This window comes from Bacillus pacificus (genome assembly GCF_020861345.1).
Classification (GTDB): domain Bacteria; phylum Bacillota; class Bacilli; order Bacillales; family Bacillaceae_G; genus Bacillus_A; species Bacillus_A pacificus.
The window spans coordinates 4,499,812-4,525,515 of sequence record NZ_CP086328.1 but is presented as its reverse complement, the minus strand read 5'-3'; the positions used below and the strand labels follow the sequence as shown (position 1 = coordinate 4,525,515).

Sequence of the window (25,704 nt, the reverse complement as noted above, 5' to 3'; positions counted from 1 at the left end):
TCGCCATATGGCGACTTTTTTTCTAAAAATAAAAATAAATATGGAATCATACATTTAAAAAAGGGTACATAGTCATATAGAATGGTGATATATGAATAAAAATAGATCAGACAGGTTGAGATAAATATGAAGGAACAATATCGTAATCAAAATACCTTTTTAAGTATGATAGATATGGATTTAATAAGAAGAGGATTATTACATGCTATTCAAGATTTAGTATTTATTGTGAAAGTTATGGATGATGAAACCTTTACATATATTTATGTAAATAAGATAGGTATGGATTATGCAAAGCTAAGCGAAGAATGTTATGGAAAAACGTTTTCTGAAGTATTGCCGAAAGATACGGCGGAAATATTGCAAGTGCAATATGCAAAAGTAGCGAGCGAAGTAAAAGCACATACCTTTTGTGATGTAGTTAGTTTACCAACTGGTAATTTACATTATGAATCTTCACTTAATCCTGTATTTGATGAAGAAGGAGTATGTCAGTTTATTATTTGTATTACGAGGGATATTACAGCTCAAATTGAGGAGAAGATTGAAATAGAGGAAAAACAAATGTTATTTAAGTCATTACTAGAATATAATAATGACTCCATTATATCTATAGATTCTATAGGTAGAATTACATACGCGAATCCAGCAACGTATGAAATATTTGGATATCGATATGAAGAATTAAATAATAAATTTATCTTTGAATTTATTAATAAAGAATATGAAAAAGATTTTCAAAGTATATTTAAAGGATCCATGCAAGGAAAAGCGAAGCAAATTGTTTCAAAGAAGTATATTCATAAAGAAGGGTACGAGCTATATATTTCTCTGAGGACGATTCCGATTATTGTAAATGGTGAAATTGTTGGAGTATATATTGTTACGAGAGATGTTACAAGGCAAGTATTAAATGAGATGAGAACGGAATATTTAGCTTACTATGACCAGTTAACAGGATTAATGAATAGAATTTCATGTGCAAATAAGTTAAATACTTTGTTGAATGATAATACAGAGTTTGCGCTTGTTTTTATAGATTTAGATGAATTTCATCTTATTAATGATACTTTTGGCCATAAAGAAGGAGATAAAGTATTACAAAAAGTTACAGAATGTTTAAGCAGTTTTGAAATAGCTGGTATGCACTTATTTAGAGAACACGATGATCAATTTGTTATGTTAATAGAAAATATAACGAAAGAACGTGTAGAGGGAGTTGCCAAAAACATACTGAAAAGGATTAGTGAACATTTTGTAATTGAAGAAGAGGACGTGTATTTAAGTGCGTCAATCGGAATTGTAATGGCTCCAACAGATGGAGAAGATGAAAAAATATTATTCCAAAGAGTTGATGCTGCTTTGGAAAAAGCAAAAGAAAAAGGAAAAGGGCATTATCATTTTTATTGCAGCGGGTTAGATTGTGAGCGTGAACAAAGATTTATAATAGAAAACCAATTACATCGTGCTATAGAAAAAAATGAATTCTTCTTATATTATCAGCCGCAAATTAATATTGAAACGAAAAAAATAGCTAGTATGGAGGCTTTAATAAGATGGGAGAATAAAGAATTAGGATTTGTCTCTCCCAATCAATTTATTCCGCTAGCAGAAAGAACAGGATTTATTATTAAGCTTGATGAATGGGTAGTAAATGAAGTGTGTCGACAAATACGCGAATGGTTAAATAAAGGATATGAAGTTGTCCCAATTGCAGTTAATATTTCAGCCAGGCATTTTCGCTCTATTACATTAATAGAGATGATTACACGAGCTTTACATAAGTACAATGTACCAGCCCATTTATTAGCGATAGAGGTTACAGAAGGAGCCCTTATACATAAAGATATATCGAAAAGAGTATTGCTACAATTAAAAGAACAAAATTTAAAGATTCATTTAGAGGATTTTGGTACAGGATATTCATCTTTAAGTTATTTAAAAACGTATCCAATTGATACTTTGAAAATTGATCGTTCTTTTATGGAAGGTATACATGTAGATGAACGCGATACGAATATTACGGCTGCAATTATTCATTTAGCTCATACGTTGGAATTGAATGTAATTGCAGAAGGGGTAGAAAAAGCGGAACAAATACAATTTTTGAAGGAAAAGAATGTGAAGTTCGTACAAGGTTATTATTATAGCCGCCCTTTATCAAAATATGATGTGGAAAATGTGTATTATAAATAATTGATAAAAAAAGTGATGTGCTAAGAAGCACATCACTTTTTATGTGTACCGGGTTTATCATTGTAACCAGATGTAAAAATAGCTGTAAGAAATGTGAGTGATACACCTAAAATTAATAATAATTTCATACTAATATCCCTCCTATTTTTCAGTTTACGAATCTGAAATATGAATCGAAATGTATGTAATGTTCTTGGAAGAAAAGAATTTATTTAAAATGAATAGAGGTGTAAAAACTTTAATACCTATATTATACAGAATTTTCTTTGAATTTTGGAGAGAATTTTATAGCACTACTGTATATTTCATTTTGATTTAAAGAATGTTTAAGGACATCCTAGCATACCTTTTATAATAATCCGATTGAACAAGGAGATGGGGGAGGAGCTATAATGGATATTCTAAAAAAAATTGAACAGCATCGAGAAGCAGAAGAACGCTTACAATGGGAAGGTACGTTTGCGGAGTATTTGGAGCTTGTGAAGGAAAGACCATGGGTGGCTCAAACAGCACACTCTCGCATTTACAATATGATAAAAGATGCTGGAATTGAAGAAGTTGATGGTAGAAGAAAGTATAACTTCTTTAGTAATCAGCTATTTGGGTTAGAGGATGCTTTAGAACGTCTTGTAGAGGAATATTTTCATCCGTCTGCAAAACGATTAGATGTTAGAAAACGTATTTTATTATTAATGGGTCCTGTTAGTGGAGGGAAATCAACATTAGTTACGATGTTGAAACGAGGATTAGAAACATATTCACGAACAGATCGAGGAGCAATTTTTGCAATTAAAGGATGCCCAATGCATGAGGATCCACTTCATTTAATTCCGCACCATTTACGGGATGATTTCTTTGATGAGTATGGAGTTAGAATTGAAGGGAATTTATCACCACTCAACGTTATGCGTCTAGAACAAGAATATGGTTCGAGAATTGAGGATGTAGTTGTAGAGCGTATTTTCTTCTCGGAAGATCGCCGTACAGGGATTGGTACATTTAGCCCGTCTGATCCTAAATCACAAGATATTGCCGATTTAACAGGTAGTCTGGACTTTTCTACAATCGCAGAATATGGTTCAGAATCAGATCCACGAGCGTATCGCTTCGATGGGGAATTAAATAAGGCAAACCGTGGGATGATGGAATTCCAAGAGATGTTAAAATGCGACGAGAAGTTTTTATGGCATTTATTATCGCTTACGCAAGAAGGGAATTTCAAAGCGGGAAGATTTGCGCTTATTTCAGCAGATGAATTAATTGTAGCGCATACGAATGAAACGGAGTATCGCTCTTTCATAGCAAATAAGAAAAATGAAGCATTACACTCAAGAATTATTGTAATGCCAGTTCCATATAATTTACGAGTGAGTGAAGAAGAACATATTTATGAAAAAATGATTCGTGAAAGTGATGTGTCCAATGTTCACATTGCGCCACACACACTTCGCGTTGCAGCAATGTTTACAATTTTAACTCGTTTAAAAGATCCGAAGCGTCCGGATATTGATTTAATTAAAAAGATGCGTTTATATGATGGAGAAACGGTAGAAGGTTATAATGCGATTGATGTAGAAGAGCTGCAACGTGAATATCAAGATGAGGGCATGAGCGGTATTGATCCTCGTTATGTGATTAACCGAATTTCTTCTACAATTATTCGAAAAGAGGTACCATCTATTAACGCATTAGATGTACTTAGATCGCTAAAAGACGGGTTGGATCAGCATCCGTCAATTAGTAATGAAGATCGAGAGCGTTATATGAATTTCATCTCATTAGCAAGAAAAGAATATGATGAAATTGCGAAGAAAGAAGTACAAAAAGCATTTGTGTATTCATATGAAGAATCAGCGAAGACACTTATGGATAATTACTTAGATAACGTTGAAGCATATTGCAATAAATCAAAATTACGTGACCCATTAACAGGTGAAGAAATGAGTCCAGATGAAAAGCTAATGCGCTCAATTGAGGAGCAAATTGGAATTTCAGAAAATGCAAAAAAAGCATTCCGTGAAGAAATTTTAATTCGCATTTCTGCTTATGCGCGTAAAGGAAAACGCTTTGATTATAACTCACATGAGCGCCTTCGCGAAGCAATTCAGAAAAAACTATTTGCTGATTTAAAAGATATAGTGAAAATTACAACATCAACGAAAACACCAGACGAAAATCAGCTTAAGAAAATTAATGATGTTGTTGCACGCTTAATTGATGAGCACGGCTATAATTCTTCATCTGCGAATGAATTATTACGCTATGTAGGTAGCCTGCTAAACCGATAGTTTGATAACAAAACGCTGTCTCTTGTATTTTGCGGGACAGCGTTTTATTATCCATTCATATGTGTAAAGTGTCATACCTTGTCCAAATATAATAAATTAAGATGCAATTTTATGAATTTATTGTCAATTATTTTTACAATATGCATATGATAGAGTAACCAACCATTCATACGAAAAAAGCCAACACAATACAATATGTTGCAAAGTGTAAATGTGTGCAACTATGCATTGTGTTTCTTTCTTATCAAAGGCTGAATGATTCTTTTCTAGTATGTGAGTGGCAAAATTTTGTTTAGGATGCTCGGAGTATTATATGAAAAACGTTATATATGTTTATGGGATGATTTTCGATGGGCAGTTACCTTTCATTCTAGCTGGCACAGTATAAAACAAAATTTCTAGCTTACTGTTCATATAGGAAGACAATTACAGTAAGGAGGGAAAGAAATGGGTGAAGAAAACCAACCAAATTATACGATTTCACAGGAAAACTGGTCCCTCCATCGCAAAGGATATGACGACCAACAACGCCATCAAGAGAAAGTACAAGAGGCAATTAAGAATAATTTACCCGATCTTGTAACAGAAGAAAGCATTGTTATGTCTAATGGTAAGGATGTTGTAAAAATACCGATTCGTTCTTTAGATGAATATAAGATTAGGTACAATTATGATAAAAACAAACACGTTGGGCAAGGAAATGGTGACAGCAAAGTTGGTGATGTCGTTGCGAGAGATGGATCAGGTGGTCAAAAGCAAAAAGGACCAGGAAAAGGGCAAGGAGCAGGGGATGCGGCTGGAGAAGATTATTATGAAGCTGAAGTCTCTATTTTAGAATTAGAGCAAGCATTTTTCAAAGAATTAGAATTACCTAATTTAAAGAGAAAAGAAATGGATGAAAACCGAATTGAGCATGTTGAATTTAATGACATTAGAAAAACAGGATTATGGGGCAACATTGATAAGAAAAGAACGATGATATCCGCATATAAACGAAATGCGATGCGTGGTAAAGCATCTTTTCATCCGATTCACCAAGAAGACTTAAAGTTTCGTACTTGGAATGAAGTGTTAAAGCCAGATTCAAAAGCTGTTGTATTAGCGATGATGGATACAAGTGGATCGATGGGAATATGGGAGAAATATATGGCACGGAGCTTCTTTTTCTGGATGACGAGATTTCTACGCACAAAGTATGAAACAGTAGATATTGAATTTATTGCCCATCATACGGAGGCAAAAGTAGTTCCAGAGGAAGAGTTTTTCTCAAAAGGAGAAAGTGGCGGAACAATTTGTTCTTCTGTATACAAAAAAGCACTCGAGCTAATTGATAATAAATACTCACCAGACCGCTATAATATTTATCCATTCCATTTTTCAGACGGTGATAATTTAACTTCAGATAATGCTAGATGTGTAAAACTTGTTGAAGAATTAATGAAGAAGTGTAATATGTTTGGGTATGGGGAAGTGAATCAGTACAACCGCCATAGTACCCTCATGTCAGCCTATAAAAATATTAAAGATGAAAACTTCAGATATTATATTTTAAAGCAAAAAGCAGATGTATTCCATGCGATGAAGAGCTTTTTTAGAGAAGAATCAGGAGAGAAAATGGCATAACCCCTTTTTAAGGGGTTATTTTTTTGTAAACTTTTTATTTTTTTAGTTGACAATGATAATGAAAATCATTATCATTTATTCGAGAAATGATTACATTTTGAATTATATATTTTGGAGGAGATGTAAAGTTGAAAAGAAATAAAAGAAAACATATAAATGCAATGTTAATAGCGGCGACGTTATCGTTGCCGTTTGCGGTATATTCAACGCCGGCATTGGCGTCCACTGTAGCGGCAGAAAGTAAGGCTGGACAGAATGTAAGTAAATATGCTTTTGATGCTGTGATTAAAGCATACAAACAAAATTCAGATGAAGAATCATATGCAACAGTTTATATAAAAAATCCTAAATTAACGATTGAAAATGGAAAAAGGATTATTACGGCGACATTAAAAGATAGTGATTTCTTTGAATATCTTAAGGTTGAAGATGTGAACAATCCAGGTGTATTCCAAGATGTGAAAGTATTATCAGAGGATAAAAGAAAGCATGGGACGAAAGTTATACAGTTTGAGGTGAAGGAATTAGGAAAAAGATACGGTATGCAAATGCATATTTTAATTCCAACTTTAGGCTATGATAAGAACTTCCAAATAGATTTTGATGTGAACTTAAAAACATACGTAGAAGATGATGATATAGAAGATAATGAAGATGAACAAGAACAACAACAAAATGATGGAACACAAAATGTAATAGTAGATAAAAAATTACAACAAGCTATTAATAAATATGCATTAAACAGAAAGGATGTAAACGAACCTATAAAAAAAGAAGACTTAGCTGAAGTAAAAGAATTGATCATATACTCTGGCCAAGGGATTAGTAGTTTAAAAGGTTTAGAGAATATGGAAAATCTAGAGAAGTTAACGCTAGAAGGATCTGAAGTGAGAAATATAGGGGCAGTTTCACATTTGAAGAAATTAAAACAAGTTAATCTTTCCGGTAATAAAATTGAAAATATTGAACCGATTGCAAACCTAGAGAGGTTAGACACACTTCATTTACAAAATAATAAAATTGTTGATGTAACACCGTTAAATCAGCTGAAAAAAATTCGAACAATTGATTTAACAAGTAATAAAATTAAAGATATTAAGCCACTGTATACATTATCAAATTTAAGAAAATTATATATTAGTTCTAATCAGGTTAGTGATTTTACAGGTATTGAGCAATTAAATAAGTTAAGTACCTTAGCTGCTGAAAATAATGGGATTGAAAATATTGAACCGATTAGTAAACTGGATAGTTTGGCTGAACTTAACCTTAAAAATAATGAAATACAAGATATTGCGTCATTATCTAAATCAACTAGTTTACAAGCATTAAACTTAGAAGAAAATTATATTTCCGACATAACATCGTTGAGCAATTTGAAGAATTTATATGATTTAAAGCTTGCAACAAATGAGATTCGTGATATAAGACCTATACAAGAATTGGGTGAAAAAATTCGCATAGATGTCCAAAGGCAAAAAGTTTTTTTAGATGAAGGTTATATAAATAGTAATATTGCAATTCCTGTATACGATTTAAAAGGCGATCCTATTCAAACAATTCAATGGAAGAGTGAGAGTGGAAGTATTGCAAATGGATTTATAAAGTGGGATAGTTTAGGTGAAAAAATGTATGAATTTAAGTTAGAAGCTGCTCCTGCTGAAAGCAAAATAAGATTCCATGGAATGGTAGTTCAAAAAATTGTTGAACAACGTGAAGAAAGTGACAATGTAATCAAAGATAAAAACTTAAAACGATATATGAACAAACATAATTTTGAGAGAAAAAATTTAGATATGCCTATTACAAAGGAAGATTTATTAACAATTAAGAAATTTAAAATGGCTGATGGAGAAAAGCAAGGAATAACAGATGTTGGTGGAATAGAGTTTATGACAAATCTGGAAGAGCTTACGCTACAGAACTTTGGATTGAAAAATACGAGTTTTATCTCGAGTTTGAGAAATTTAAAAATAGTAGATTTATCCAATAATGAAATTGAAGATATGCAGCCGATAAGTTCATTAACACAACTTGAAAATTTAAATATAAGCAATAACAATGTTAAAAATGCTAAAGAATTATTCAAAATAAACACTTTAAAGATTTTGAATATATCCAATAATAAAATTGGAAATGCTGATTTGGAAGGAATTTCTCAATTAAATGAATTAGACAAATTAGTAGTAAATCATAATAATATTAGTGGTTTAGAAGAAATCAGCAATATAAATAAATTAAACTCACTTGAAATTATAGGAAATAAAGTAGTAGATGTAACGCCATTAAGTAAATTAGCAAATTTACAGTGGTTAGATTTATCGGATAATAAAATTAAAGATATTTCTGTGTTTTCTTCAATGTTAGAATTAATTGGTTTAAAACTTCCTGGAAATGAAATTCAAGATGTAAGACCGATTATCCAACTATCTCAGTGGTCGACAATTGATATTAGAAGACAGAAGATTAAATTAGAAGATGCACAAGTAAATCAAGTAGTGAAAATTCCAGTTCATGATGTAGAAGGTGAACCACTTGAAGATATTAATCTGAAAAGTGAAGGCGGAATCTTAAATGAAGATGATGGCACTATCGTATGGACAACAACAGGTGAGAAGAAATACGATTTTGCTTTTGATGGAACTAAGCAGTTTGGGCTTCTTATATGGTTTAGTGGTGAAGTTGTACAAAATATTGTAGAGAAATTAGACCAAGTAGAGGAAGAAGTAGAGAAGCCAAAAGAAGAAGGAAGTAAAGCAGAGGCGGAAGTAGAGAAACCAAAAGAAGAAGCGAGTAAGCCGGAATCAGAGATAGAGAAGCCGAAAGAAGAAGGAAGTAAAGCAGAGGAAGAAGTAGAGAAGCCGAAAGAAGAATCAAGTAAACCAGAGGCAGAAGTAGAGAAGCAGAAAGAAGAATCAAATAAACCAGAGACAGAAGTAGAGAAGCCGAAAGAAGAAGGAAGTAAAGCAGAGGAAGAAGTAGAGAAGCAGAAAGAAGAATCAAATAAACCAGAGATAGAAGTAGAGAAGCCGAAAGAAGAAGGAAGTAAAGCAGAGGAAGAAGTAGAGAAGCCAAAAGAAGAAGGAAGTAAAGCAGAGGCGGAAGTAGAGAAGCCAAAAGAAGAAGGAAGTAAAGCAGAGGAAGAAGTAGAGAAGCCAAAAGAAGAAGGAAGTAAAGCAGAGGCGGAAGTAGAGAAGCCAAAAGAAGAAGGAAGTAAAGCAGAGGCAGAAGTAGAAAAGCCGAAAGAAGAATCAAATAAACCAGGGACAGAAGTAGAGAAGCCGAAAGAAGAGGCAAGTGAACTTGTAACAGAGGATGAAAATATAAAGAAACCAGAAGGCAACGCTAAGAAACAAACAGAGGGCTCAAATGAATTAGGAACAGCTACTGTTCAGAAGAATGAAGCGGTGCAAGCACCTGCACAAGTACAGGAAATAGTGAAGCAAGCAGCGAAAGAAAATGTGTCAGATAAACAAGGTAGCAAGAAGAAAGAAGAAAGTGAAAAATCTTTAGCAGCAACAGGTGGACAAGAAAATAATGTATCTTTATTTGGTGGCCTGGCATTAGTTTTATCTGCACTTAGTATGTTTGTGTTTAGAAGAAATATATTTAAAAAATAAATAACGTTTTATCTTATTATATGATTTTTATAAAGAGGTTATCATAGCAATTTCATTTTGAAATGTGCTTATGATAACTTCTTTTTATGTGAGAAGGATATGAATGGAAAAAGTGTAAATATACTAGGAAAGGAGGAGAGGTTATGCATGTTAGTTCTATTTTAAAAATTGATGAGATTGCATCATTTATTGCAAGTATGAATAAAGATGCTACTCATTATGTTGGTTATTGTGGAGATGAGAAAGAGGAAGTGTTACAGACAATTATCCATGATTTTTCGGATGTAGGATGGGAACAATCTTTTGTTGCTACTTATGAGAATAATGACTTAATAGGTGTATTAGGATTTGATGTGGATGAAGTAAAGAAATGTGCAGAAATATGGGGACCGTTTATTAAAGCAGAGAATTGGGGGAAAGTTGCTTTATATATGTGGAAGGAACTTATAGAAAAGGTACCGTTTCATATTGAAAAATTTTATGGTTTTTATCATGTGGAAAATAATAATTGTGCCCGCTTAATGAAGGATTTACATGCAAAAGAACAAGAGCGACATAGTATTTTCAGGTTAAGCAATAGTGGTGTGAAACAACATACTATATGTAATGTGGAAGAAGCTTTACCGCAAGTATTTGAGCGGTTTATCGCTTTACACAATAATGTTTTTCCTAATACATATTACGAAGGAAATGAAATTATCGAACGTTTAAGTGATACGAATAAATTATTTGTAAGTATGAAGAATGATAAGTTAGAAGGTTACGTATATGTTGAAGTAAGTCCGGAGTTTCAAGAAGCGAATATCGAATTTATTGCAACTGCTGAAAATAGTAGAAGAAAAGGTGTAGGAGAGCGGTTATTACAAGCTGCTATTCAGTATATTTTCTCGTTCCACGGGATGAGAGAGATAGAATTATGTTTGAATGCGAATAATGATCGTGCGATGAAGTTGTACAAGAAAGTAGGCTTTGAGGAAAAAGCATGTTTACAACACTATATAATAGAGTAAAACCCCATTCGTATGAAATATATTTTTCATACGAATGGGTTTTATTTAATTTACTTTGCCGCCCTCAGTAATAACAGATTCAGGACTAATTTGAGGACCGAATTCTTCTTTTAGATGTTTGTCATATAATGTATGTAGGAAGTTTTCTTTTCCTAGTTTTTCAAGTTCTTTATTTACCCAATCATGTACTTCTTTATTGCCTTTCTTCACTGCTATAGCAATTAAGTCATCTCCACCTAATTTGTCTTTTAATAAATGGAATCCAGGATTTTTATTTGCCCAAGATAGAAGGACAAGATTATCTTGAGCATATGCATCAGCACGGCCATCTTTTAGTGCTTGTAAAGCTTCTGTATTTTTATCAAATTTAATTAACTCTACGTTTTTCATATTCTTTGTTAAATAAATATCTGCAGTTGTACCCTTTGTTACAATTACTTTTTTCCCTTCTAAATCTTTTACTGATTGAATAGGACTACCATCTTTAACAAGCACTTGCACAGCTACTTTTAAATGTGGATTTGTAAAATCAACTACCTTTTTTCGCTCATCTGTTGCAGTCATATTTGCTAACACGAAATCTACTTTATCAGATTGTAAATATGGAATGCGGCTTGCTGCTTCAACGGGAATAAATTTTACTTTTGATTCATCACCTAATAAGTCTTTCGCAAACCGTTTTGCCATATCAATTTCAAATCCAACATTTTTCCCATCTTTGTCAACGTAACCGAACGGTGGTTTATCTGTAAAAACAGCAACTACTAGTTCACCGCGCTCTTTTATTTCTTCAATTTTTCCACTTGGTTTTGCCGAGGTCTTTTCTGTTTTCTTTTCATTTGAACCACATGCAACGACTAAAATAGAAAGCAGTCCGATAATAATAAATGTTAAAAACTTTTTCATATAATATCTCTCCCTTTCACCGTTTCAATATAGAAAAATTGATTTAAGAAATGTTGTGCACGTTCTGTTTGTGGGGATGTGAAAAAAGTAGTTGGATCTCCTGTTTCACAAATTTCTCCTTCATCCATGAAAATAATTCGATCAGCAACAGCTTTTGCAAATCCCATTTCATGAGTGACAATTAACATTGTCATACCTTGTTTAGCTAAGCTCATAATGACTTCTAATACTTCTTTGACCATTTCAGGATCTAATGCAGCTGTTACTTCATCAAATAAAATTACTTCAGGATTCATACAGAGAGTGCGAACAATTGCAATACGCTGTTGTTGCCCGCCAGATAGCTCTCTTGGATAGGCATCTTTTTTCTCTAGTAAACCTACTTTTCGTAATAATTGTTCTGCTTGCTTCAATGCTTCATTTTTATTTCGTTTTTGTACTTTTAGAGGACCGAGTAAAATATTTTCTAGAACAGTCATGTGAGGAAATAAATGATAACTTTGAAAGACCATTCCGATTTTTTGACGAAGTTTTTGCCAGTTCCCATCGTTTTTCGGAAGGGGGGCGTTATGAAAAAGCATTTTCCCACTTTGGATATCCTCAAGACCATTTAAGCATCTCAATAATGTACTTTTTCCGCAGCCACTTGGTCCTAAAATAACAATGACTTCTCCGGAAGATACTTGTAAGCTTACGTCTCTTAAAACAGGGTTATCATCGTATGACTTATAGATGTTTTGTAATTGCAACAATGGTGCAGTCATATTTCTTCTCCTCTCAAATGATTGAATTGTCTATATCCATCTTGTTTCTAGTTTTCTTGACCAAATAGATAATGGATAGCAAAGTAAGAAATAAAAAATAAATAAGCAACCGTATATGAGAAATGCTTCCCCTGTTCGTTCTACAATTTGTTGTCCAGCCTTTATAACTTCAGTTACACCAATTAAAACAGTTAAAGATGTCGTTTGAATAATACGAATGAAGATGTTTATTGTAGCGGGAATCATTCGCCGTATTGCTTGAGGAATGAGTACATATTGATATAATTGTTTCTTATTCATTCCGATAGATTTGCCAGCTTCTACTTGTCCCTTTGGCAAGGACTGAAGTGCACCTCTTACAATTTCGCCTATTTCTGTAATTCCCCATAATGATAGAGCTGTACTAGAAACATCTATCCCTAGAGTGATTGGAAGACCGAAAAAGAAAAGAAATAACCAAACAAGGATTGGGATAGAACGAAATAATTCAATATAAGTTCTTGAAATGAACCTCAAAATAGTAATCTTTGATGTACGAATGATTCCAAATAGAATGCCGCCAATTGTACTAATGATGATTGTAAAACATGCAATTAATAATGTTTGTTCTAGTCCCTTTAGCAATTGCGGAAGCGATTCTATTAGTAGATTAATGCCCGAATTGCCCATAACGATTTCTCCTTTCTAACCAAGATAGTAGAAATGATAGTGGTACAAAAAGAAAAATATAGGAAGCTGTTAACATAATGAGCATCTCAGATGTTTTGTAATAAATTGAAATCAAATTCGTTGTTGTATACAACAATTCAGGAACAGCGATCGCAGAAACGATAGATGTTTCTTTTAATAGAAAGATAAAATTTGCAAATAAGGCTGGTGCAGAAATAGTTGCAGCTTGTGGTAAAACTACAAATCTAAATAGTTGCCATTTATTTAATCCAATGGCATATCCTGATTCCACTTGGCTTTTGGATATTGAATCAAGACCAGATCGAATGACCTCTGTCATATATCCACCACCTAAAAAGCACATTGCAAGTAATGCGATTGAAAAATTAGATAATGTAATACCTAATGATGGTAAACCGAAATATAAGAAAAATAATTGAATGAGTAAAGGTGTATTTCGGGCTACTTCCACATAAGCGCGAACAACTTTATGTATAATACGAATTCGAAAGAACAGAATTAAACCATTTATACTCGCAATAAATAATGAAATGATAATGGCGAAGCATGCGATTTTTAAAGTTAATAGTGCACTATCTACAAATAGTGGAATTTGCTCCTTCATAAAATCAATGTCTATCTCCACATGGACAACCTCCCTTCATTTAGATATCAAGAAAAAAAGATTAATAGTTAGGAAATAAATGTAAAAAGATTCAATTTATTTCCTTTATAATAACATATAATTCCTATAAAACAAGTAGGTTTTATTCGTTTTGGAAAAATAAATGAAATGAATGTAGAAAACACCTCTTCTAAAAGAAGAGGTGCCAATCGTTACATAACCTTTTTTATTTTTTTCGGAACTTCTTTCGTTTGCAAATTAACGTCTTCTTTTCGTAGCTCTTTAAAGAGTGAAGTAACCATAAGGACGACTACGATAGAAAATGGTAGTGCTGCGATGATCGCTGCAATTTGCAGCGCATTTAATCCTCCAGCTTGTAATAAAATAGCTGCGATGATCGCGATTGTTAATCCCCATATAAGTTTTAAACTATTTTTTGGTGATAAGCTTCCGTTACTCGTTTGCATAGAAACGACAAATGTTGCTGAGTCAGCAGAAGTAACGAAAAATGTGGCTACTAAAATTAACCCGATAATTGTTAAAAATGTAGAGAACGGTAGATGTGAAATAACAGCAAATAATCCAATCTCTGTACCATTTTTTGCGATTTCATCAGCTATGCCAAGCGATTGGAACATTTCCATATGGATAGCGGTACCGCCAAATACTGCAAACCAAAATGTGCAGATAAGAGTTGGGACTAATACAACTCCAAAAATAAATTCTTTTATTGTGCGTCCTTTAGAAATACGGGCGATGAATGTACCGACGAATGGAGACCAAGAGATCCACCATCCCCAATAGAAAATAGTCCAGTTTTCTATCCAAGAAGAAGATTTTTCATTAAATGCTCCTAAATTTAATCCCATACTAGGTAAAGCTCCAATATAAGAACCGAGTGTAGATGTGAAATATTTCATAATAAATACAGTTGGTCCTAAAAGTAAAAAGGAGACGAGTAATATACCTGCAAGAGAGAAATTTAAGTTACTCAAATATTTAATCCCACGATCTAAGCCTGTTTGTGCACTTGTTAAATATAAAACAGCGAAGATGGCGATAAGTATGAGCTGTGTAAGTAAAGTGTTATGAATAGAAGGGAATAAATAGCTTAATCCTCCGGCGATTTGTTGAGCACCAATCCCAACAGATGGCACAATACCGAATACAGTGGCTAAAACAGCTAAAATATCAACTGTTTTTCCGATAGGAGAATTTTTCGATCGATTAAATAATGGAGTAACTGTAGCCCCAATTGTGCTACCTTTTTGTTTGCGGAATGTGAAATATGCAATTGTTAAAGCAACCATTGCGTATAGTGACCATGGAAAGAGACCCCAGTGGAAAAATGAATATTGCATAGCGAGCTTGGCGCTTTCCTCTGTACCTGCTTTTCCTGTTAGTGGATCTGTAAAATGTGAAATCGGTTCAGCGATTCCATAAAAGAGGAGTCCAATTCCCATTCCTGCCCCAAATAACATGGATAGCCAAGATGGATAACTATACTTTGGTTTTTCACCATCTTTACCAAGACGAATAGAACCGTACTTAGAAAATGCTAAATAAGCGGCTAAAATAATCATTGTGGTCATAAGTAGAGAGTAAAACCATCCAAATTTATTAAGGATAAATGAATTTAAGGAAGATGTAACGCTTTGTAAATCATAGCCTTGTATCCAACTTGCCGGGGTAATTCCCCATATGATGAATAATGTTGTTAGCAAGATGGAGATATAAAATACACTGTTTTCTTTTTTTATCATAGAATCCCACCCTTGTTTAATAAAGTTAACAATTATATTAATCATAACAATTAAAGAAATAATTGTCAAAAAATTCTCTTTTTATTACGTGAAAGGATTCGGATTACTTTCGGGAGAAAAAAGGGAATTTGTTCACGATATGTACAAAATGTAAGAAGAAATAATATGAAATATTGCATTTTATATTGTTGTATCTAGATTTTATGTTAAATTCGTGAATGGAATATTTGAATAGGGGGCAAGGATATGAACAAGAAATCAAAAATTAATAAAGTAATGCTTAGTATTAGTACAATGGCTCTATCGCTGGGGGCAATTCAAACTCATGCATCAGCAGAAGAAAAGGTGCCATATAATGTATTGCATTCGAAACCAGTTGGAATTGAAAAACCAGTAGATGAGATTGGACACGTTTCTAAAGCGGAGGAAACATTATCGTTTGAAGAACGGTTAAAAGTAGGAGACTTTTCACAGCGACCAGCATTTATTCCGAACAAAGCGGCAGTAAAGCAAGTTAAAGAAAGCTATTCAATGGCTGATTTAAACAAAATGAATAATCAAGAATTAGTTGAAACGTTAGGCAGTATTAAGTGGCATCAAATTACAGACTTATTCCAGTTTAATGAAGATGCAAAAGCTTTTTATAAAGATAAAGGGAAAATGCAAGTCGTTATAGATGAATTAGCTCATCGGGGTAGTACATTTACGAAAGATGATTCAAAAGGAATTCAAACATTTACGGAAGTGTTACGTTCAGCTTTTTATTTGGCATTTTATAATAACGAATTAAGTGAATTAAATGAAAGAAGCTTCCAGGACAAATGTTTACCTGCTTTAAAAGCAATCGCAAAAAATCCAAACTTTAAGCTTGGTACAGATGAACAAGATACAGTCGTATCTGCATACGGAAAATTGATTAGTAACGCTTCAAGTGATGTTGAAACGGTTCAATACGCAGCTAATATTTTAAAACAATATAATGATAATCTTCATACGTATGTAGACGATCGTATGAAAGGACAAGCTGTATACGATATAATGCAAGGGATTGACTATGATATACAGTCTTACTTAATTGAAGCTCGTAAAGAAGCAAATGAAACGATGTGGTACGGGAAAGTAGATGGGTTTATTAATGAAATAAATCGTATCGCTCTTCTAAATGAAGTAACACAAGAAAATAAGTGGCTCGTTAATAATGGCATTTACTTTGCTAGTCGTTTAGGGAAGTTTCACAGTAATCCAAATAAAGGATTAGAAGTTGTGACACAGGCAATGCATATGTATCCACGTTTAAGTGAACCGTATTTTGTCGCAGTAGAACAAATTACAACAAATTATAACGGAAAAGATTATAGCGGGAATACAGTAGATTTAGAGAAAATACGTAAAGAAGGAAAAGAGCAGTACTTACCAAAAACGTATACATTTGATGATGGATCTATCGTATTTAAAACAGGAGATAAAGTATCGGAAGAAAAAATTAAGAGACTGTACTGGGCTGCAAAGGAAGTAAAGGCGCAGTATCATCGTGTAATTGGGAATGATAAAGCGTTAGAGCCGGGAAATGCAGACGATATATTAACGATAGTAATTTATAACAGCCCAGAAGAGTACCAGTTAAATAGACAACTGTATGGATATGAAACGAACAACGGTGGAATTTATATTGAAGAAACAGGAACATTCTTTACATATGAACGCACGCCCGAACAAAGTATTTATAGTTTAGAAGAGTTATTCCGCCATGAGTTTACTCATTATCTTCAAGGGAGATATGAAGTTCCAGGTTTATTCGGAAGAGGAGATATGTATCAAAATGAAAGGTTAACTTGGTTCCAAGAAGGAAACGCAGAGTTTTTCGCAGGGGCTACTCGTACAAATAATGTAGTACCGAGAAAGAGCATCATTAGTGGATTATCATCTGATCCTGCAAGCCGTTATACTGCAGAGCGCACACTATTTGCTAAATATGGTTCTTGGGATTTCTATAATTACTCGTTCGCATTGCAATCTTACTTATATACACATCAATTTGAAACGTTTGATAAAATTCAAGATTTAATTCGTGCAAATGACGTGAAAAATTATGATGCCTATCGTGAGAATTTAAGTAAAGACCTTAGACTAAATGAAGAGTATCAAGAGTATATGCAGCAGCTAATCGATAATCAAGATAAATATAATGTACCGGAAGTAGCAGATGATTATTTAGCTGAACATGCCCCAAAATCATTAACAGCAGTAGAGAAAGAAATTAGTGAAACGTTGCCGATGAAAGATGCAAAAATGACAAAACATAGCTCCCAATTCTTTAATACATTTACATTAGAAGGTACGTATACAGGTAGTGTAACAAAAGGTGAGTCAGAAGATTGGAACGCAATGAGTAAGAAAGTAAATGAAGCTTTGGAACAACTTGGGCAAAAAGAATGGAGTGGCTACAAAACTGTTACAGCATATTTCGTCAATTACCGTGTAAATAGCTCAAATGAATTTGAATATGATGTAGTCTTCCACGGTATCGCAAAAGATGACGGAGAAAATAAAGCTCCAACGGTTCATATAAATGGCCCTTATAATGGACTTGTAAAAGAAGGTATTCAATTTAAAAGTGACGGTTCAAAAGATGAAGATGGAAAAATTGTTTCTTATTTATGGGACTTTGGAGACGGAAGCACAAGTGCAGAAGTAAATCCGGTACATGTATATGAAAGAGAAGGTTCATATAAAGTAGCGTTAATAGTAAAAGATGATAAAGGAAAAGAGAGCAAAAGCGAAACAACGGTTACGGTTAAAGATGGAAGCTTAACAGAATCAGAACCAAATAATCGCCCAGAGGAAGCAAATCGTATTGGACTAAACACTACTATAAAAGGTAGCCTTATCGGCGGAGATCACACTGATGTTTATACATTTAATGTAGCATCAGCGAAAAATATTGATATTTCCGTTTTAAATGAGTATGGAATCGGGATGACATGGGTACTTCACCATGAATCAGATATGCAAAATTATGCTGCTTACGGTCAAGCAAATGGAAATCATATAGAGGCAAATTTTAATGCAAAACCAGGTAAGTACTACTTGTATGTATATAAATATGATAATGGCGATGGAACTTACGAATTATCAGTAAAATAAGTGCTTTTCCAATGTATGTTTAACTTTACTTTTTGTGGAAAATAGTATATTATATAGATATATAATATATCGGTTATTTACTAGGAGGAGCCTGTCACAATAGGCTTCTCCTGTTCTTTTTTAGGGGGCCTGTCTTACAGGCTTTTCTTTAAAGGGTAAATAACTGAAAATTAAGAACAATAATCTTTGAAAGAGGTGGGGCATACACATAACAAAAAAGGGATTGTTTAAGAGAGGGGGATAAGAAATGGTTTTGTTTGGTTATCCACTTGAGACAATTTATTTATACGGATTTATTATTGCTACTATACTCACTGTGATTTATATCTTTTTTGGGGATATATTTGAATCCATATTTAGTTTTGGAGGCGGATCGGTATCCGTTGTTACTTTATTACTTAGTTTTTTCGCCATGCTATGTGGACTTAGTTATATAGGAGAATATTTATTTTCCTTTAATAGTCTTCTTATTTTTGTGGCTGCATTTGCTATATCTTTTATTGGTGTATTCATAATGAAAATATTAATTTTAAAACCGATTGCAGAAGCAGAACAAAATACTGTGCAACGTATGGATGAATTCATTGGTTGCAAGGGAGAAGTCATTACGACAATTCCTACAGAAGGATTTGGTGAAGTATTAATCTCCTCCCAATTTGGAAGTAATGCAATTCCAGCTAAAACAATTGGGAAAAAAGATATTTCACAAGGAACTGAAGTTATTATTGAGGGAGTCCAAGATGGTGTTTTGCTTGTACAAAACATCGCTTATTCTTTAAAAAAACCAAAATTATAAGGGGGAATTTCCATGACGATTCCATTAATTATTGGTGGAGTTTTACTCGCAATTTTAATTTTACTCATTTTAGTATTCATTACGAAGTATCGAACAGTTGGACCAGATGAAGCGTTAATTGTTACAGGGAATTGGCTTGGTGGTGGGAAAAATGTAGTTACCACTGATGATGGAAAGAAGATTAAGATTATTCGCGGTGGCGGTACATTCGTAGTTCCAATTATGCAAAGAGCAGAACCTTTAAGCTTACTAAATTACAAGTTAGAAGTGGGTACACGCGATACGTATACGAAGCAAGGTGTTCCAGTTACAGTAAATGGTGTTTCTATTATTAAAGTAGGTTCTACAATTGAAGAAGTATCGACAGCAGCTGAGCAATATTTAGGAAAAGAAACAGAAGAGTTAAAAGTAGAAGCAAAAGAGGTTTTAGAAGGTCATTTACGTGCGATTTTATCCTCTATGACAGTAGAAGATGCGTATAGTAATAGAGAGCAATTTGCTCAAAAGGTGCATGAAGTAGCGTCTACAGATTTAAAGAAAATGGGTCTTCGCATCGTTTCCTTTACCATTAAAGAAATCATGGATAAGAACGGTTACTTAGATGCACTTGGTCAGCCGCAAATTGCGACGGTTAAGCGTGATGCAACAATTGCAAACGCAGAGCGTGAAAAAGAAGCTCGTATTGAAAAAGCTCGTGCTGAGAAGGAAGCGAAAGAAGCTGAATACCAACGTGATGCACAAATCGCTGAAGCTGAAAAACATAAAGAATTAAAAGTACAATCTTATAAGAGAGAGCAAGAACAAGCTCGTGCAGACGCCGATCTTTCTTACGAATTACAACAAGCGAAAGCGCAACAAGGTGTTACAGAAGAGCAAATGCGCGTTAAAATCATTGAGCGTGAGAAACAAATTGAATTAGAAGAAAAAGAGATTGCGCGTCGTGAAAAGCAATACGATGCAGAAGTAAAGAAAAAAGCAGATGCAGATCGCTATGCTGTTGAGCAATCAGCGGAAGCAGAAAAAGTAAAACAAATTAAAAAGGCAGATGCGGATCAATATAAGATTGAAGCTGAAGCGAGAGCACGTGCGGAAGAAGTACGTGTGGAAGGTTTAGCGAAGGCAGAAATTGAAAAAGCACAAGGTCAAGCGAAAGCGGAAGTACAAAAAGCACAAGGTACAGCAGAAGCCGATGTTATCAGATTAAAAGGTTTAGCAGAAGCCGAAGCGAAGCAAAAAATTGCAGAGGCATTTGAGTTATATGGCCAAGCGGCAATTATGGATATGGTACTTAAAATGCTTCCAAGTTATGCGAAGGAAGTTGCTAGTCCACTTAGCAACATTGATAAAATTACAGTTGTCGATACAGGCGGCGGTGGTAAAAATAGCGGCGCCGGAAAAGTTGCAGGTTATGCGACTGATTTAATGGCAACGATGCAAGAAACATTAAAAGCTTCTTCTGGCATTGATTTAAAAGAGTTATTAGAAGGATTTGCTGGAAAAGGAGCGGTTCAACAATTATCAAACGATAAACCTATTGTATCTGTAGTAGAAGATGAGAAAAAAGAAGTAGAAAAAGATAAAGAATAGTATAGTGGGTGGAACCTCTAGTAAGTGAGATACTAGAGGTTCTTCTGTGAATGATAATATTTCGAATAATGTACATTTTTATATATTGTTTTAATTATTTAATTTATATAGAATGAAAAAGATATGTATTAATTCTTTAATAGAAAAAGAGATAAAGAGTTGATACGTTTTAATCGTATAATTTATATAAAGAAATTAAATGTAAGGTAATTACATTTAAAACGGTATGGAGGGGTAGAAATATGTTTCAAAGGAAATTAAGGAGAAGTAGTTTAAAAGCAAAGTTACTTGTATCATTTGTTATCATTTTAGTTCTTCCAAGTATTGTAATTGGTTGGACGTCTTATCAGCAAGCGAAGACAAACTTTAATGAAACAATTTTACAATCAGCGGAAGATAACGTAAAGATTTTAAATAATGTTATTAATAAAGAGATAGACAGTAAAAAGGTAGACGCAGTATATTTTACAAAGTTATTTAACGGAGTAAGTTACGGGACTGATCAGCTCCAAAATGTGCAAAATAAATTAGAAGAATATAATAAATTACATCCAGAAATAGAAGCAATTTATACGGGATCTAGTACGGGACAATTTATTCAATCACCGTCTATTCAAATGCCAGATGGATACAATCCTACCGAAAGAGATTGGTATAAAGAAGCAGCGAAAAAAAGCGGAGAAGTGGTTATCACAGCCCCATATAAGTCAAGTACAACAGGGAATATTGTTATTACAATAGCAAAACAAAATGAGGATAAGAGCGGTGTTCTCGGTATTGATTTAATTATTAATGACATTGTAAATACTTCAAAAATGGTCAATATCGGCAAAAAAGGATATGTAGCAATCTTCGACCAATCTAAACATGTAATAGCGCATCCGACGATGAAGCCAGGTGACAAAATAGAAGAAAAACTTGAGAAGGAATTGTACAAACAGGAAACAGGTGATTTTAAATTCAAACTTGATGGTGATGATCGCAATATTACCTTTATAACAAATAAGCAGACTGGATGGAAAATAGCAGGAATTATGCCTTCAAAAGAAATTATTGAAGCAGCTAATCCTATTTTCTATAAAACGCTAACTGTTATTGGTATTTCATTAATAATTGGTGGGATTTTAATTTACTTCATAATTGCCTCTATTATTAGTCCGTTAAAACAACTTGTTATATCATCGAAAAAGATTAGTGAAGGCGATTTAACAGAATCCATTACAGTTCATACTAAAGATGAAATTGGACAGCTAGGAGAAAGCTTTAATGAGATGGCAGCATCATTACAGAATGTCATTTCCAATATAAACACTTCAGCAAGTCATGTAGCGGCATCTTCAGAAGAATTAACAGCTAGTATGAAGCAGACAAGTGAAGCAACGGAACAAATTACACAAGCAATAGAGCAAGTGTCGAGCGGGGCTGAAATACAAACGAAAGAAGTTGAAGAAGGCGCAACATTATTAGAGGAAGTTACAGAAGGAATTCAGCGTGTTGCAGATAGTTCTTCATTAGTATCTACAGCATCTATGTATACGAAGAAAAAGGCTGAAGATGGTGGAAAGTTAGTTGAAAAAACTGTGAATCAAATGCAATTAATCCATGAGTCTGTTTCACAATCAGATAAAGTTATTGTTTTGTTAGATGATAAATCAAAACAAATTGGAGCAATTCTTGAGGTGATTCAACATATTGCAGAGCAGACAAATTTGTTAGCGTTAAATGCGGCAATTGAGGCTGCGAGAGCTGGTGAGCAAGGAAGAGGATTTGCAATTGTAGCAGATGAAGTACGAAAATTAGCTGAGCAATCAGGACAGTCTTCTACGGAAATTGGAAAACTAGTGAAAGAGATCCAATTTGATATAAAAGAAACGGTAAGTTCTATGAAGCAAGTTGGGACAGAAGTACAATCAGGACTTGTAGTTGCAAATGAAACGAAGCAAAGCTTTGCTGAAATATTGAAATCTACGGATGATACAGTTGTACAAATTGATAACATGGTAGATGTAGCGAAGCAAATGACGGTAGATGCAAGACAAGTAAGTGCATCTATTAATGAAATTGCAGCTACGATTGAAGAAAATGCAGCAAGCGTTCAAAATATTGCTGGTTCATCTGAAGAACAATTAGCTTCGGTAGATGAAATAAATGCAGCAGCAGTCCATTTATCACAAATGGCAGAAGAGTTACAAGAGATGATTGGTAAGTTTAAAGTGTAATAACGAATGTTAAGAAACGAGGTAATAATTTTACTTCGTTTCTTTTTTTATGAAGAGAAAAAGAAAGAAATATAGAGTAACCATGTTATGATTAAGTATAATTAAAGAGACTGTATATTCTTTAAATTCTATCTTTAATCATGTTAGGGGAATGGTTTTGAAATTAAAAAAATTAAAACTACAACCGAGAATTACATTAACTATTAGTACACTAATTTTAGTTGTACTTCTGTTAACGAGTTATTTATTTTATTACATATTATCTAAAACGGTAGAAGAGCAAATTGGGAAACGGGCTTTGCATGTTGCGAAAACAGTTGCTGCTATACCAGAAATAAAGGAAGCTTTTCAAAAAGAAAATCCAGCTTCTGTCATTCAGCCGATTGCAGAAAAAATTCGAATTGATACAGATGCTGATTTTATTGTAGTTGGAAATAAAGAGGGGATTCGATATGCACACCCTAAGCGAGATAAAATAGGAGAAGCAATGGTTGGTGGAGATAACGAAGGGGTTCTATTAGAAGGGAAATCTTATGTTTCGAGAGCAACTGGATCATTAGGCCCTTCATTACGCGGAAAAGTTCCAATCCGTAATCAGGAAAATGAAATTATTGGCGTGGTGTCTGTTGGATTTTCAATGGACGATATTCATGGTGCAGTAGAAGTGTATGGAAAGCGTGTATTTTGGATTACAATAGCAGGTCTTTTAATTGGGATAATTGGTTCTATATATTTAGCAGGCAGTATAAAAAGAATGATGTTTGGTATGGAGCCAGAAGAAATTTCATCTTTATATGAAGAGCATAGTACAGTGATTCAATCTGTACGTGAAGGGATTATTGTTATTGATCAAAATGGGATGATTAGATTAGTCAATCAAGCAGCTTATGACATTCTTTCATTAGATGAACAACGAAATATTATTGGAGAATTTATTTTAGATGTAATTCCTAATTCAACGATACTAGATGTACTTCAAACTGGGGAAGAACAGTTTGATCGTCAATTAAATATAAAAGGGCAGGCTGTTATTGCGAATCGTCTACCTATTAAAGTAAAGAATAAAGTAACTGGTGTTGTATCGAGCTTACGTTTGAAATCTGAAATGGATCAGTTAACAGCAGAATTATCTCAGACGAAGCAATATACAGAGGCATTACGAGCGCAAACGCATGAATATAATAACTTATTGTATACGCTCTCAGGACTTATCCAGTTAGAATCATATGAAGATGCTTTAGAGCTTATTCATAAGGAAACGGCGGTCTATCAAGATTTTGTTCAATTTATTATGAAGCGAATTCAAAATCCATGGTTAGGTGGGATTTTAATTGGATTCTATAATAGAGCAAGAGAGTTGAAGATTGATTTTATGCTAGACAGAGAGAGTAGCTTAGACAAATTAAGCCCGCATATTGAGAGTAATTATGTCGTTTCTATTTTAGGAAATTTAATTACGAATGCATTTGAAGCGATTGAAAGAAATGAAGAACATAATAAGAAAGTAAGAATGTTTGTAACTGATATCGGAGAAGAAATAGTAATTGAAGTGGAAGACTTAGGACAAGGGATTCATGATGAGGTCATTACTAGCATATTCTATAAAGGCTTCTCGACGAAAGAAGGCGAGAAGAGAGGGTATGGATTAGCAAAAGTGAAAGAGTTAGTAGAAGATTTAAATGGAAGTATCGCAATCGAAAAAGGGGATTTAGGTGGTGCATTGTTTATTATTGCATTACCAAAAGAGAGAGGCGAGTTGTAATGGGTGAGGAGATTGAAGTATTGATTGTAGAAGATGATATTCGAATTGCAGATATTCATCGGCGTTTTACTGGAAAGATTGAGGGATTTAAAGTAATTGGAACAGCGACGACTGGGGAACAAGCGAAAGAATGGTTAGATCTTGTGAAGCCACAGCTTGTTTTATTAGACGTGTACTTACCTGATATGCAAGGAACCGAACTTGTCACATATATTAGGCATAATTTACATGATACAGATATTATTATGATTACAGCTGCATCGGAAACAGATGTAGTGAGGCACGCCCTGCGAGGCGGAGTAACAGATTATATCGTAAAACCACTTATGTTTGATCGATTTAAGACAAGTTTGGAAAATTATAAAAAAAAGCTTGTACAGTTAAAGAAAAATAATCAGTTATCTATAGAACAAATTGAACATTTATGGTCTCAAAGGGGTGTAAAGGGAAATGAAATAGAATATGCGCCGAAAGGTATAGACCCCTTAACTTTAGCAAAAATAAAAAAGCATATGTTAACAGTAAAGGAAGAAGGTATTACTGCGGAAGTGCTAAGCTCAATGGTCGGAGTAAGTAGGTCAACAGCAAGGCGCTATTTAGAGTATTTAATATCTGGGAAAAAAGTTCATGCAGAGCTTATATATGGAAGTGTGGGGAGACCAGAGAGAAGATATTTTCTTGTTTCTTCATAATAAAAAACAGTAGAGGATATATGTCCGCTACTGTTTTTTA

At 33.8% G+C, this 25,704-nt stretch carries 16 protein-coding genes and 1 pseudogene; 12 read left to right on the top strand and 5 right to left on the bottom strand.

Annotated features, from left to right (window positions below; translation table 11 throughout):
- Positions 1–126 precede the first annotated feature (126 nt).
- The 5 genes from LMD38_RS23330 (at position 127) to LMD38_RS23310 (ending at position 10,737) form a co-directional block, all read left to right on the top strand.
- A complete protein-coding gene (locus LMD38_RS23330) occupies positions 127–2,196 on the top strand; it encodes a sensor domain-containing protein (RefSeq protein ID WP_228919996.1) in 2,070 nt (689 codons plus the stop codon).
- 392 nt (positions 2,197–2,588) lie between these two features.
- Complete coding sequence (locus LMD38_RS23325; RefSeq protein WP_000353283.1) at positions 2,589–4,484, top strand: PrkA family serine protein kinase; 1,896 nt, start codon at positions 2,589–2,591, stop codon at positions 4,482–4,484.
- Between the two features lie 447 nt (positions 4,485–4,931).
- Positions 4,932–6,107: a sporulation protein YhbH gene (gene yhbH / locus LMD38_RS23320; protein WP_000503513.1), complete on the top strand. Its 1,176-nt coding sequence runs from the start codon at positions 4,932–4,934 to the stop codon at positions 6,105–6,107.
- A gap of 128 nt (positions 6,108–6,235) precedes the next feature.
- Positions 6,236–9,727, top strand: a complete 3,492-nt coding sequence (locus LMD38_RS23315; RefSeq protein WP_228919994.1) for a leucine-rich repeat protein — start codon at positions 6,236–6,238, stop codon at positions 9,725–9,727.
- Between the two features lie 143 nt (positions 9,728–9,870).
- Positions 9,871–10,737: a GNAT family N-acetyltransferase gene (locus LMD38_RS23310; RefSeq protein WP_016716407.1), complete on the top strand. Its 867-nt coding sequence runs from the start codon at positions 9,871–9,873 to the stop codon at positions 10,735–10,737.
- 45 nt (positions 10,738–10,782) lie between these two features.
- Here the strand turns inward: LMD38_RS23310 and LMD38_RS23305 are convergent, their stop codons facing one another.
- From LMD38_RS23305 to opuD, 5 genes are all read right to left on the bottom strand, one after another.
- Positions 10,783–11,643 (bottom strand): transporter substrate-binding domain-containing protein, encoded by an 861-nt coding sequence (locus LMD38_RS23305; protein ID WP_228919993.1) that lies wholly within the window; start codon positions 11,641–11,643, stop codon positions 10,783–10,785.
- Complete coding sequence (locus LMD38_RS23300; protein ID WP_000126486.1) at positions 11,640–12,407, bottom strand: amino acid ABC transporter ATP-binding protein; 768 nt, start codon at positions 12,405–12,407, stop codon at positions 11,640–11,642. Before LMD38_RS23300 ends, LMD38_RS23305 begins: the two co-directional genes overlap by 4 nt.
- 30 nt (positions 12,408–12,437) lie before the next feature.
- Positions 12,438–13,076: an amino acid ABC transporter permease gene (locus tag LMD38_RS23295; RefSeq protein ID WP_228919992.1), complete on the bottom strand. Its 639-nt coding sequence runs from the start codon at positions 13,074–13,076 to the stop codon at positions 12,438–12,440.
- A complete protein-coding gene (locus tag LMD38_RS23290; RefSeq protein ID WP_016716409.1) occupies positions 13,057–13,722 on the bottom strand; it encodes an amino acid ABC transporter permease in 666 nt (221 codons plus the stop codon). The genes LMD38_RS23295 and LMD38_RS23290 overlap by 20 nt, the downstream gene beginning before the upstream one ends.
- A gap of 191 nt (positions 13,723–13,913) precedes the next feature.
- Positions 13,914–15,464 carry a glycine betaine transporter OpuD gene (opuD, locus tag LMD38_RS23285; RefSeq protein WP_029141046.1) on the bottom strand — a complete coding sequence of 517 codons (1,551 nt, stop codon included), beginning with the start codon at positions 15,462–15,464 and terminating at the stop codon, positions 13,914–13,916.
- Positions 15,465–15,710: 246 nt separating this feature from the next.
- Here opuD and colA point away from each other — a divergent pair, with 246 nt between their 5' ends.
- The 7 genes and pseudogenes from colA (at position 15,711) to LMD38_RS23255 (ending at position 25,664) form a co-directional block, all read left to right on the top strand.
- Complete coding sequence (colA, locus tag LMD38_RS23280) at positions 15,711–18,608, top strand: collagenase ColA (protein WP_062821067.1); 2,898 nt, start codon at positions 15,711–15,713, stop codon at positions 18,606–18,608.
- A 247-nt stretch (positions 18,609–18,855) separates the two neighbouring features.
- A complete protein-coding gene (locus LMD38_RS23275) occupies positions 18,856–19,404 on the top strand; it encodes an NfeD family protein (RefSeq protein WP_000242449.1) in 549 nt (182 codons plus the stop codon).
- Positions 19,405–19,416: 12 nt separating this feature from the next.
- Positions 19,417–20,991 carry a flotillin lipid rafts scaffold protein FloT gene (locus LMD38_RS23270; protein WP_000155012.1) on the top strand — a complete coding sequence of 525 codons (1,575 nt, stop codon included), beginning with the start codon at positions 19,417–19,419 and terminating at the stop codon, positions 20,989–20,991.
- A 242-nt stretch (positions 20,992–21,233) separates the two neighbouring features.
- Positions 21,234–22,220: pseudogene (locus LMD38_RS28855) on the top strand (HAMP domain-containing protein); the annotation flags it as partial.
- A gap of 42 nt (positions 22,221–22,262) precedes the next feature.
- Complete coding sequence (locus LMD38_RS28850; protein ID WP_372471972.1) at positions 22,263–23,210, top strand: methyl-accepting chemotaxis protein; 948 nt, start codon at positions 22,263–22,265, stop codon at positions 23,208–23,210.
- A gap of 151 nt (positions 23,211–23,361) precedes the next feature.
- Positions 23,362–24,972 (top strand): ATP-binding protein, encoded by a 1,611-nt coding sequence (locus LMD38_RS23260; RefSeq protein WP_227585675.1) that lies wholly within the window; start codon positions 23,362–23,364, stop codon positions 24,970–24,972.
- Positions 24,972–25,664 carry a response regulator gene (locus LMD38_RS23255; protein ID WP_000503478.1) on the top strand — a complete coding sequence of 231 codons (693 nt, stop codon included), beginning with the start codon at positions 24,972–24,974 and terminating at the stop codon, positions 25,662–25,664. Before LMD38_RS23260 ends, LMD38_RS23255 begins: the two co-directional genes overlap by 1 nt.
- The last annotated feature ends 40 nt before the right edge of the window (positions 25,665–25,704 follow it).

Bases quoted from the DNA above. Each gene is read 5' to 3' on its own strand.
- LMD38_RS23260 (WP_227585675.1), top strand. From the start codon at position 23,362: ATGGTTTTGAAATTAAAAAAATTAAAACTACAACCGAGAATTACATTA.
- LMD38_RS23330 (WP_228919996.1), top strand. From the start codon at position 127: ATGAAGGAACAATATCGTAATCAAAATACCTTTTTAAGTATGATAGAT.
- LMD38_RS23300 (WP_000126486.1), bottom strand. From the start codon at position 12,407: ATGACTGCACCATTGTTGCAATTACAAAACATCTATAAGTCATACGAT.
- LMD38_RS28850 (WP_372471972.1), top strand. From the start codon at position 22,263: ATGGCAGCATCATTACAGAATGTCATTTCCAATATAAACACTTCAGCA.
- LMD38_RS23255 (WP_000503478.1), top strand. From the start codon at position 24,972: ATGGGTGAGGAGATTGAAGTATTGATTGTAGAAGATGATATTCGAATT.
- LMD38_RS23310 (WP_016716407.1), top strand. From the start codon at position 9,871: ATGCATGTTAGTTCTATTTTAAAAATTGATGAGATTGCATCATTTATT.
- LMD38_RS23295 (WP_228919992.1), bottom strand. From the start codon at position 13,076: ATGGGCAATTCGGGCATTAATCTACTAATAGAATCGCTTCCGCAATTG.
- opuD (WP_029141046.1), bottom strand. From the start codon at position 15,464: ATGATAAAAAAAGAAAACAGTGTATTTTATATCTCCATCTTGCTAACA.
- colA (WP_062821067.1), top strand. From the start codon at position 15,711: ATGAACAAGAAATCAAAAATTAATAAAGTAATGCTTAGTATTAGTACA.
- LMD38_RS23270 (WP_000155012.1), top strand. From the start codon at position 19,417: ATGACGATTCCATTAATTATTGGTGGAGTTTTACTCGCAATTTTAATT.
- LMD38_RS23305 (WP_228919993.1), bottom strand. From the start codon at position 11,643: ATGAAAAAGTTTTTAACATTTATTATTATCGGACTGCTTTCTATTTTA.
- LMD38_RS23275 (WP_000242449.1), top strand. From the start codon at position 18,856: ATGGTTTTGTTTGGTTATCCACTTGAGACAATTTATTTATACGGATTT.
- LMD38_RS23325 (WP_000353283.1), top strand. From the start codon at position 2,589: ATGGATATTCTAAAAAAAATTGAACAGCATCGAGAAGCAGAAGAACGC.
- yhbH (WP_000503513.1), top strand. From the start codon at position 4,932: ATGGGTGAAGAAAACCAACCAAATTATACGATTTCACAGGAAAACTGG.